Source organism: Actinomadura napierensis, from assembly GCF_039529375.1.
GTDB lineage: Bacteria > Actinomycetota > Actinomycetes > Streptosporangiales > Streptosporangiaceae > Spirillospora > Spirillospora napierensis.
The window spans coordinates 1-9,489 of the sequence record NZ_BAAAMR010000199.1 but is presented as its reverse complement, the minus strand read 5'-3'; the positions used below and the strand labels follow the sequence as shown (position 1 = coordinate 9,489).

The window sequence follows — 9,489 nt, the reverse complement described above, 5'->3', positions numbered from 1 at the left end:
GGGCCCGCTACGAAATGGCCCCCGGGCGGGGGGGGCGGGCGGCCCTCGCCGCGCTGGCCGCCGTGGCGGTGGCCGGCGGCGCGGCGGCCGTCGCGCTGAACACCGGCGGCGGCTCCGGCAAGGGCCGGGCGTCGGCGCTCCCGCCGAGCACCACGCAGGTCACGCGGCAGACGCTCAAGGACGAGCAGACCGAGGACGGCCAGCTCGGCTACGGCCCGGCCTACACCGCGACGAGCCGCCTCCCGGGCACGCTGACCAAGGTCCCCGAGAGCGGCGACGTCATCAAGCGGGGCCAGGAGCTGTACGAGGTGGACGGCGATCCGGTCGTCCTCATGTACGGCTCGAAGCCGGCGTACCGCCCGCTGCGCGTCGGCACCGAGGGGTCGGACGTCGAACGGCTCGAAAAGAACCTGAGCGCGCTCGGTTACAGCGGATTCACCGTCGACAAGGAGTACACGTCCGACACCGCCGAGGCCGTCGAGGAGTGGCAGGAGGACCTCGGCCTGGACGAGACCGGGACGGTGGAGCTGGGCCGGGTGGTGTTCGCGCCGGAGGCCGTCCGGATCGACAGCCTGCAGGCGAACGCCGGCGACCCGACCGGCTCCGGCCGCAAGGTCCTGACCTACACGGGCACCGACAAGGCCGTCACCGTGGAGCTGGAGACGACCGACCAGCGGATGGCCCGCAAGGGCGCCGAGGTCGAGGTCACGCTCCCCGACGAGACCACGGTCACCGGCAAGATCGACGAGGTCTCGACGGTGATCCAGCCGGCGGAGGGCCAGGAGGACCCGACGACCAAGGTCGAGGTGACGATCTGGCTGCGGTCGTCGAAGGCGCGCAAGGCCGCCGCGAAGTACGCGCTGGCCGCCGTCGACGTCACGTTCACCGCCGGCTCCCGCAAGGACGTGCTGACGGTGCCGGTCACCGCACTGGTCGCGCTCGCCGAGGGCGGCTTCGGCGTGGAGGCCGTGAAGGGCCCGACGTCGGCGTACGTCCCGGTCAAGACGGGGCTGTTCGCGGACGGGCGCGTCGAGGTGTCCGGCCAGGGCATCGCCGAGGGCACCGTCGTGGGGATGCCGAAATGATCGAGCTGCGCGGGGTGACCAAGGAGTATCCGGGCGGCGTGCGGGCGCTCGGCGGGGTGTCGCTGCACGTCGGGGCCGGTGAGCTGGTCGCGATCGTGGGGCCGTCGGGGTCGGGGAAGTCGACCATGCTGAACGTCCTCGGCACCCTGGACCGCCCGACGGCCGGGACCGTCCGCATCGACGGGCACGACGTCGGCCGGCTGTCGGACTCGGCGCTGTCGGCGCTGCGCGCGAGCCGGATCGGGTTCGTGTTCCAGCAGTTCCACCTCGCCTCGGGCACCCGCGCGCTGGACAACGTGGCCGACGGCCTCCTGTACTCGGGGCTGCGGCCGTCGGTGCGGCGGCGCCGCGCGGCGGACGCGCTGGAACGCGTCGGGCTCGCGCACCGGCTGCACCACGAGCCGCACGAGCTGTCGGGCGGCGAGCGTCAGCGCGTCGCGATCGCCCGCGCCGTCGCGGGGGAGCCCGCGTTGCTGCTGGCCGACGAGCCGACGGGCGCGCTGGACTCGGCGTCCGGCGACGGGGTGATGGCGCTGCTGCGCGGGCTGCACGCGTCCGGCACCACCGTGGTGATCATCACGCACGACCGGGAGATCGCGGACGGGCTGCCGCGCCGGGTCCGGATGCGCGACGGCCTGGTGGTCGAGGACTCGGCGCTCCCGATGCCGGCGGGGGCCGAGCCGGCGGAGGCGGCGCGATGACCGCCGGGACGCTGCGTCCGGCCCGGCTGGGGCCGGGCGACGTGGTGAAGGTCGGCGCGGTGGGACTGCGGACGCGGCCGATGCGGGCGTTCCTGTCCGCGCTCGGCATCGCGATCGGGATCGCCGCGATGGTCGCGGTCGTCGGCGTGTCGTCCTCGTCGCGCGCCGACCTCGACCGCACCCTCGCCTCGCTCGGCACGAACCTGCTCACGGTCACGCCCGGCAACACGCTGACCGGCGGGCAGGCCCAGCTGCCGCTGGAGGCCGAGCGGATGGTCGGGGGCATCGGGCCGGTCGGGCAGGTGTCGGCGATCGGGCTGCTGGACGGCGCGAAGGTCTACCGGAACGGGAAGGTCCCGAAGGCGCAGACCAGCGGGATCGCCGCCTACGCGGCCCGCACCGACCTGCGCGACGCGACGGGCGCGCGGCTGCGCAGCGGCGTCTGGCTGACCGCGGCGACGCAGGACTTCCCCGCGGTGGTGCTCGGCTCGTCCGCCGCGGACCGGCTCGGCATCGGGCACGCCGGCCCGGAGGTCCAGGTGCTGGTCGGCGGCAAGTGGTTCACCGTGGTCGGCATCCTGGAGCCGGCGCCGCTCGCCCCCGAGCTGGACTCGGCCGCGCTCGTCGGCTGGCCGGCGGCGCAGCAGCGGCTCGGCTTCGACGGCCACGCGACCACGATCTACACGCGGTCGCAGGACGCGAGCGTGGAGCAGGTCCGGGAGGTGCTCGGCGCGACGGCGAACCCGGAGGCGCCGAACGAGGTGCAGGTGTCGCGGCCGTCGGACGCGCTCGCGGCCAAGAAGGCGGCGGGGGAGGCGTTCACCGGGCTGCTGCTCGGCGTCGGCGCGGTCGCGCTGCTGGTCGGCGGGGTGGGGGTGGCCAACACCATGGTCATCTCGGTGCTGGAGCGGCGCGCGGAGATCGGGCTTCGGCGCTCGCTCGGCGCGACGCGCGGCCAGATCCGCACCCAGTTCCTCGCCGAGTCGCTGCTCCTGTCGGCGCTCGGCGGGCTCGGCGGCGCCGCGATCGGCGCGCTCGTTACTGGCGGCTACGCGGTGTCGCAGGGGTGGCCGGTGGTCATCCCGGCCTGGGCGGTGCTCGGCGGTGTCGCGGCGACCCTGGTCATCGGCGCGGTGGCGGGGCTGTACCCGGCGATCCGGGCGTCCCGCCTGTCGCCGACGGAGGCCCTGGCCGCCCACTGATCGCGATTGACATAGTGACCGCTATCTGAATATCGTCCGCTATATGGATAGTGACAGCGATGGGAAGCCGCGGCGGCTGACCCGTGCCGAGGCCAAGGCGCGCACCAGGCGCCGGCTGCTGGACGCGGCGGCGCACGTGTTCGCCCGCAAGGGCTACGCCGGGGCGTCGGTCGAGGAGATCGCCGAGGCGGCGGGATTCTCGATCGGCGCCCTGTACTCCAATTTCGGCGGCAAGGAGGAGCTGTTCCTGGAGCTGGTGGCCGGCGGCGCCCGGGCGCGGGTCGAGCGGGGCCGGGAGATCGTCGAGGCCGTGCAGGCCGGGACCGAGGAGCCCGAGTCGGCCCTCGGCCGGTTCTTCATGGAGGCCGCCGACAAGGACGACGACCTGCCCCTCCTCCAGGCCGAACTGTGGCTCTACGCCATGCGGAACCCGCAGCTGAGGGACGCGCTGGCCGCCGCGCAACGCGAGCCGCAGGCGGCCCTCGAAGCGCTCATGGAACCGGTCCTGGCGCGTGTCGGCGCCCCCGGCGCGGTCCCCGCCTCCACCGTCGCCACGGTCACGAGCGCGATGTTCCAGGGCCTCGTGCGGCAGCGCCGCCTCGACCCGTCCAGCGTCCCGGACGACCTGCTCCGCCAGGCGATGCGGTGGCTCTTCGCCGGCATCGCCGCCACGTCCAGCCCGTCGCCCGAGGAGGAGCCGTCGTGACCCGCCAGGACCTTCCCCTGCCCCGCCGCGCCGCCGCCCTGGCGGGCGCCCGATCCATCAAGCGGGTCTACCTGACGGCGGGCCTGATCATGGGCGCCGTCTGGGCCTGGAACGCCGGCGAGCCGGTGTGGGAGCACGCCCTGAAGTTCGGGCTGCTGCTCTTCGTCGGCGTGCCGCTGCTGCACCTGGTCCAGAAGCGCCGGACGGCGGGACGCCCGCAGGAGGGGCCGCGGCTGTCGCTCGCCCGCGCGGTCGCCGCCAAGGGCGTGCTGCTCGCCGCCGCGCTCCTCGCCTCGTACCTCCTGAGGTCGACGCCCCACGGCGACCTCTACGTCGCCGCCGGCCTGCTCGCCGCCATCGCCGGCATCGGCCCCCTCCTGCACCGCCACCTCGTCGTCGGCTGGCGCCCTCACCGCCTCCAGTGACGGCCCGTTAGCGGTTCGTGCCGCAGCGTTGACGGGCCCGCAACGGCGGCGAAAAGGCCCGGCGCTGTCCTTGGCGCATGAGCATCTACGACTCCATCGGGGGCGAGGCGGCGCTGACCGCCGTGGTCGACGACCTGTACGTCCGCATCCTGGCCGACGACGAGCTGAAGGGCTTCTTCGCCGGGACGAACCTCGGCCGGCTGAAAGGCCGCCAGGTCGAGTTCTTCGGGCAGGCGCTCGGCGGGCCGATGGTCTACGGGGGCGCCTCCATGAAGGACGTCCACGTCGGACGCGGCATCGAGCGCGCCCACTTCGACAAGGTGGCGGGCCACCTCGTGGCCGCGCTCGCCGCCGCGGGCGTCCCGGACGCCACCGTCGCCGAGATCGTCGCGGTGGTGGCGCCGCTCGCGGACGACATCGTGAGCGGCGCCGTTCCCGCGGGGTAGGCGGCTATCCCGCGAGCAGGTCCTGGAGTTCGCGGACGGCCTCGCGCAGCCGGGCGGCGAAGTCGTCCATCGCGCCCGCCACCGGCCGCGGAGTGCTCAGGTAGACGTTGAACCGGTCCGGGAGCAGGACGTAGGCGACGCCGATGCACTGCTCGCTCGTCGACCCGAACCCGAAGTACCTGATGTTCACCGACGGCGCCGAGCTGGTGCTCAGGTAGTCGTCGCGCATCCTCACCCAGCCGGGCGCCTCGTACAGGCCGAGGCGCTCGGTGAGGCCGAGCTCCGCGCCGCGCCGCTTCTGGATCAGCTGCAGCTCCCACAGGTGCTGCTCGGGCGCGTGCCCGGTCTGGCACTCCTTGGCGCGCCGGACGTGCGCCTCGGCGGCGGCGCGGAACGCGGCGCGGCGGGTGTCGTCGCCCGCCTCCGGGTCGTCCATCGCCTCGACGAACCGCAGCACCTCCGGGGTGACGACGCGCATCGCCTCGGTGCGGCCGTTCCGGTACTGCCGGGTCGCGATGGACTCGTAGGTCGCGCCGGTGATGCCCTTCGCCCGCCGGTGCGCGAGCTGGTAGGCCATCTGCACGAACGCGTCCGGGGAGGTCTTCAGCCGCTTGGCCCGCTCGGAGCCGAAGTCGCCGAACGACACGCAGGTCGTGGCGGTCGCGGCGGCGTAGGCGGCGAACGCGGCGGCGGCGTCCCGGACGTCGGCGCGCAGCGCGTCGTCCAGCGCGAACTCGATCGCCTCGATCGCCGGCAGGCCCTGTGACCGGGCGCCGGCCCGCTGCGCGTGCGCCTCCGCGGACGTGCCGAGCAGCGCGTCCACGAAGCCGAGGATCGTGGTGCCGTCGAGGCCGCAGTGCTCGACGTTGATCCCGGCCGTCCCGTCCGCGAAGACGACCAGCGAGACGGCCTTGTCGAACCAGCGGTTGCCGCTGTCGCCGTGCAGCAGGACGTCGCACGCCTCCAGGTCGCCCTCCGGCGCGAGGTCCTCCAGGCAGAGGCAGAACAGCGCGGTCTCGACGTCGTCCAGGGCGCGGGCGTTGGCGGGGTCGGCGGCGAGCAGCGCCTCCCGGCTCGCCGCCCACTCGGCGCGCGCCTTGGTGGTCAGGTGCCCGGGGGACGGCTCCGGCGCGGGCTCCGCCTTCATGATCGTGCCGAGCCCGGCGGCGAGCTCGTCCAGCGAGTGCGGCACGCCGTCCGGGCCGATCACGTCCATCCGGATGATGTTGCCGCGGTAGAGCACCGCGATGTGCTTCGCCTGCGACGGCCCCGGCCATTCGGGGGTGTAGGGGGCGCGGACGGTGTCCTGCTCGGCGCCGGGGATGCGCGTCGTGGAGAACAGGAACTTGTTCTGCTCCATCGACTGCGGGACGCCGCGCTGCAGGATCGGCGGGATCTCTTCGGCGTCGAGCCGGAGCTTGTAGTCCAGCGCCCCGGCGATCAGCCCGGCGGCGCGTTCGAGCTGCCGTTCCCCGGTGTCCTGGAACAGGAAGAAGAAATTCGCGTTCAACGCGATCCGGTCGCGCCGCCCGAGGTAGCGGTACGGCCAGAAGGTGTCCAGCCAGCTGCGGACGCCGGGCTGCGCGTCGTAGCGTTCGAGCGCGGCGTGCAGCTTGCGGCCCGGTCCGTCCGGGCGGGCGAACGCCTCCACCTCGGCGCGCGTCGCGGCCAGCTCGGCGTCGGTGAGCAGCGGCGCGCACCACTCCAGGAACCGCTTGCAGGTCTCGTCGAGCGTGGGGAGCGGCACGCGGGGCAGGGCGTCCTCGTTGCCGAAGGTGCGGGTCGAGGGTTCAGGGCTGGCGTTCAATGCGTTCCTCGTTCTCGATGCCTTGATTCACTGGGAGGCCGCCGCTGACGGGGCGGCCCGCGTGCTCACTCCCCGCGCGGGCGCGACAGGTACAGCCCCGCGTAGAGCCAGCCGCCGGTCTCGGCGCCGCTCGGGTCGACACCGGCGTCCGCCAGCCTGTCCAGGACCAGCGACTGCTCCTCGGCCGTCGCGAACCGCCGCTGCCGGAACAGCCCGTCGTGGCGGACGGTCGCGTACCCCGCCGCCGCGAGGGCGTCGGCGATCGGGTCGAAGGGGAACATGCGCAGGATGAAGTGCGCCATCCAGGGCCTGCGCCCGCCCGCCGCCTCGATGACGCGCCCGACGGTGCGCTCGGTGACGTATCCGAGGCAGCCGGTCGAGACGACCAGGTCGGCGCCGGCGAGTTGCGCGGCCTGCGCGGGCGTCGGGTCGCCGTCCTCCAGGTCGGCGTGCACGGCGCCGTCCAGGAAACCGGCGTCGAGCGCGTAGGAAAGGGCGTTTCCGGACGCGTCGAGGCCGATGAAACGGACGCCATTCGCACGTTCACCGGAATGGACCAACTCACGGTCGCGGGACAGGAGGGCGGCGCGGGAGAGCCGCCGGGCGTCGGGGCCGCCATAGCGATCGTACAGCTCGGCCATGGTGACGCCGTATTTCAGCAGGGCCGCGTTGATGCCGTAGGAGCAGCCGATGTCCACAACGGTCGGGACCGGCACCCGCCGCGCGTCCCGGTATTCGGCGATGAGCCGGGAGAAGTGCGGCTTGGCCAGCTCCGGGATGTTGTAGTCGAGTTCCCGCAGGGTGCTGAAGTAGGCGCGTGGGTCCGGCTCGGTGTAGATGTGGTCGAGCGAGATCTTTCCTGTGGTGTCGACGCGCACGTCGCGGTCCTTCCTGCAGAGCGCGGGCCTTCCCGGAGAGCGTTTCCTTTCTGGGCGGTCTCGGCTGGGGCGCGGTCTCGCGCGCCGGGTCAGTCCAGTAGCGCGTCGACGCGGACGGCGCGTCCCTCCGCCGCCAGGTGCTCGGGCAGCACCCGGCCGAAGAGCTGGCGGGTGCGCGCGACGCTGCCCACCACCCCGGGCCGCTCGCTGTAGGCGAGGATCGCGGTGTGCCGGGCGGTGCCGCCGCGCACCTCGCTCACCCGGTGCAGCGAGTAGCGCCCCCGGAACAGCTGCAGGTCGCCGGGGCGCAGGACGAGGCGCCGCACCAGGTGGCCGGCGCGTCCGGTGAGGACGGCGCGGACGTCGCCGAAGTTCTCCTCCTCGGCGGACCTGATGTTCGGGCAGTACTCGAAGACGCCGCCGTCCTCCGCCTGCTGCGTCAGCAGGCTCACGGTGAACTCGTTGGTGTCGAAATGCCAGGGGTGGCCCATGCCGGGCTTCACCACGTTGAGGCACAGGCCCGACAGCGGGTCGGCCAGTTCGTGCACCCGGGGCAGGCCGAAGCAGGCGGCGACGAACCGCTGGAAAAGTGGGTCCGAATAGAGCCGGTGGATGATGTGAGCGGCCGGGACGAGGTCGCGTGCGACGAACGCGTTCCCGCGCTCGACCGTGATACGGCCCGGATGGTCGCCGGGCAGCGGCGTGCCGACGTCGATGTTGTAGGCGTTGACCGTTTCGACGTCGTAATGGGCCCGCGGCGCGATCGCCGCGCATTCCGCGCGCAGCCGCTCCCGCAAAGAGCCGCGAATGAAGTCCGGCAGGACGCAGCACCCGGAATTCGCCAGCTCGTCCCGGACCCGGGAAACGACGGCGGTCCACGCCGCGCCGTCCGGTTCGCGGAGCGGATAGAGATCGGTGTCGACCGCTTCCGCGCCCGCCGCCGGGCCGCCGGCCCGAGCCTCCGCAGCGCCCATGAAGATCCCTTCCGCCTGGCGAACCCCACCCGGGTTTTAGCACATTCCCGGTGCACATTCATGGCCGTGCTTTTTCCGGGCGGTTTGTCGGAAATTGATAAGTCCGTTCGGTGACCTGTGGCTTCGAACGGTCCACCGCCCGCCCCCGCGCACTGTCCGGTGTGTCCTATATCACCCCCGCCCGGCGCCGGTTCCGAACCTTCGCCCCCGTGACGGCGTCAACGATGGTTGGCACACTGATCCGCACATGGCCGGGGAGGATGCATGGCGGACTGGCGGCTCGCGGGCTTCGTCGAGGACCGCGAGCTCGGGCGCGGCGCGCAGGGACGGGTCGTCCTGGCCCGGCACGCCGGGTCGGGCGCGCACGTCGCGATCAAGTACCTGACCGGCGGCGCCCCGGCGGCGTTCGCCGGGCTGCGCACCGAGGCGCAGATGCTCGGGCGGCTGACCAGCCCGTACGTCGCGCGGCTCTACCGCTTCGTGGAGAGCGCGCAGGGCGCCGCCATCGTGATGGAGGCGGTCAACGGCGCGTCGCTGAAGGCGGTGCTGGCCGAGCACGGACGGCTCGAACCTGAGGCCGCGCTGACCGTGCTGAAGGGCTCGCTGCTCGGGCTGGCCGCCGCGCACGCCGTCGGCGTCGTCCACCGCGACTACAAGCCCGCGAACGTCGTCGTCCGGCCGGACGGGCTGAGCAAGCTCGTCGACTTCGGCGTCGCCGTACTGGCCGGTGAGGGGTCGGCCGCCGGCACGCCCGCCTACATGGCACCGGAGCAGTGGCGCGGCGAGCCCGCCACTCCCGCGACCGACGTGTACGCCGCGACCTGCGTGTTCGTGGAGTGCGTCACCGGGCGGCGGCCGTTCTCGGCGGCGGACCGCGTCGCGCTGATGAACCGGCACCTGACCGCCGAGGCGGACGTGGCGGACGTCCCCGGGCCGCTGCGCCCGCTCGTGGGGAGGGGGCTGGCGAAGCAGGCCGCCGACCGTCCGCCGAGCGCCGCCGCGTTCGTCGACGAGCTCGAGTCGGCGGCGGTCGCCGCGTACGGGCCGGACTGGGAGCAGCGGGGCGTCCGGGCGCTCGCCGCCGCCGCGGTGGCGCTGGCGGCCCTGTTCCCGCTCGCCGCGCTCGCGGTCGCCCCGGGTGCCGCGGCCACCGGTGCCGGCGCCGCCGGGACGGCCGGGACGGCGGCCGCGGGCAAGGGCTTCCTCGCCACCGCCGCGGGCAAGGGCGCGCTGGCGGGGGGCGGGGGGCGCGCGGGGGCCGCCCC

The 9,489-nt window shown here is 73.9% G+C and carries 10 protein-coding genes; 7 read left to right on the top strand and 3 right to left on the bottom strand.

The window, feature by feature from the left end; all coding sequences use genetic code 11:
- The 6 genes from ABD296_RS47945 to ABD296_RS47920 all read left to right on the top strand — a co-directional run.
- Window positions 1–1,085 (top strand): peptidoglycan-binding protein (locus ABD296_RS47945; RefSeq protein ID WP_344284702.1); only part of this gene is annotated, 1,085 nt, incomplete at its 5' end.
- Window positions 1,082–1,786, top strand: coding sequence for an ABC transporter ATP-binding protein (locus tag ABD296_RS47940; RefSeq protein ID WP_344284699.1), 705 nt, complete (start codon window positions 1,082–1,084; stop codon window positions 1,784–1,786). The genes ABD296_RS47945 and ABD296_RS47940, both read left to right, overlap by 4 nt.
- On the top strand, window positions 1,783–2,988 hold the full coding sequence (locus ABD296_RS47935; RefSeq protein ID WP_344284696.1) for an ABC transporter permease: 1,206 nt from the start codon (window positions 1,783–1,785) through the stop codon (window positions 2,986–2,988). The genes ABD296_RS47940 and ABD296_RS47935 overlap by 4 nt, the downstream gene beginning before the upstream one ends.
- Before the next feature lie 43 nt (window positions 2,989–3,031).
- Window positions 3,032–3,694, top strand: a complete 663-nt coding sequence (locus ABD296_RS47930) for a TetR/AcrR family transcriptional regulator (RefSeq protein WP_344284693.1) — start codon at window positions 3,032–3,034, stop codon at window positions 3,692–3,694.
- The gene (locus tag ABD296_RS47925) at window positions 3,691–4,119 is read left to right on the top strand and encodes a hypothetical protein (protein WP_344284690.1); all 429 of its coding nucleotides are present in this window, start codon (window positions 3,691–3,693) and stop codon (window positions 4,117–4,119) included. The genes ABD296_RS47930 and ABD296_RS47925 overlap by 4 nt, the downstream gene beginning before the upstream one ends.
- Window positions 4,120–4,196: 77 nt before the next feature.
- Window positions 4,197–4,565 (top strand): group I truncated hemoglobin, encoded by a 369-nt coding sequence (locus ABD296_RS47920; RefSeq protein ID WP_344284687.1) that lies wholly within the window; start codon window positions 4,197–4,199, stop codon window positions 4,563–4,565.
- 4 nt (window positions 4,566–4,569) lie between these two features.
- On the opposite strand, the gene ABD296_RS47915 is transcribed toward ABD296_RS47920, so the two are convergent.
- From ABD296_RS47915 to ABD296_RS47905, 3 genes are all read right to left on the bottom strand, one after another.
- Window positions 4,570–6,372, bottom strand: coding sequence for a choline/carnitine O-acyltransferase (locus ABD296_RS47915; RefSeq protein ID WP_344284684.1), 1,803 nt, complete (start codon window positions 6,370–6,372; stop codon window positions 4,570–4,572).
- Between the two features lie 65 nt (window positions 6,373–6,437).
- Window positions 6,438–7,250: a class I SAM-dependent methyltransferase gene (locus ABD296_RS47910; protein ID WP_344284681.1), complete on the bottom strand. Its 813-nt coding sequence runs from the start codon at window positions 7,248–7,250 to the stop codon at window positions 6,438–6,440.
- Between the two features lie 89 nt (window positions 7,251–7,339).
- A complete protein-coding gene (locus ABD296_RS47905; protein WP_344284678.1) occupies window positions 7,340–8,224 on the bottom strand; it encodes a HalD/BesD family halogenase in 885 nt (294 codons plus the stop codon).
- 264 nt (window positions 8,225–8,488) lie between these two features.
- On the opposite strand from ABD296_RS47905, the gene ABD296_RS47900 reads away from it, so the two are divergent.
- The coding region (locus ABD296_RS47900; protein WP_344284675.1) for a serine/threonine-protein kinase at window positions 8,489–9,489 on the top strand (1,001 nt) is incomplete at its 3' end.

Coding starts and splice junctions, on each gene's coding strand:
- ABD296_RS47920 (WP_344284687.1), top strand. CDS start 4,197: ATGAGCATCTACGACTCCATCGGGGGCGAGGCGGCGCTGACCGCCGTG.
- ABD296_RS47940 (WP_344284699.1), top strand. CDS start 1,082: ATGATCGAGCTGCGCGGGGTGACCAAGGAGTATCCGGGCGGCGTGCGG.
- ABD296_RS47905 (WP_344284678.1), bottom strand. CDS start 8,224: ATGGGCGCTGCGGAGGCTCGGGCCGGCGGCCCGGCGGCGGGCGCGGAA.
- ABD296_RS47930 (WP_344284693.1), top strand. CDS start 3,032: ATGGATAGTGACAGCGATGGGAAGCCGCGGCGGCTGACCCGTGCCGAG.
- ABD296_RS47935 (WP_344284696.1), top strand. CDS start 1,783: ATGACCGCCGGGACGCTGCGTCCGGCCCGGCTGGGGCCGGGCGACGTG.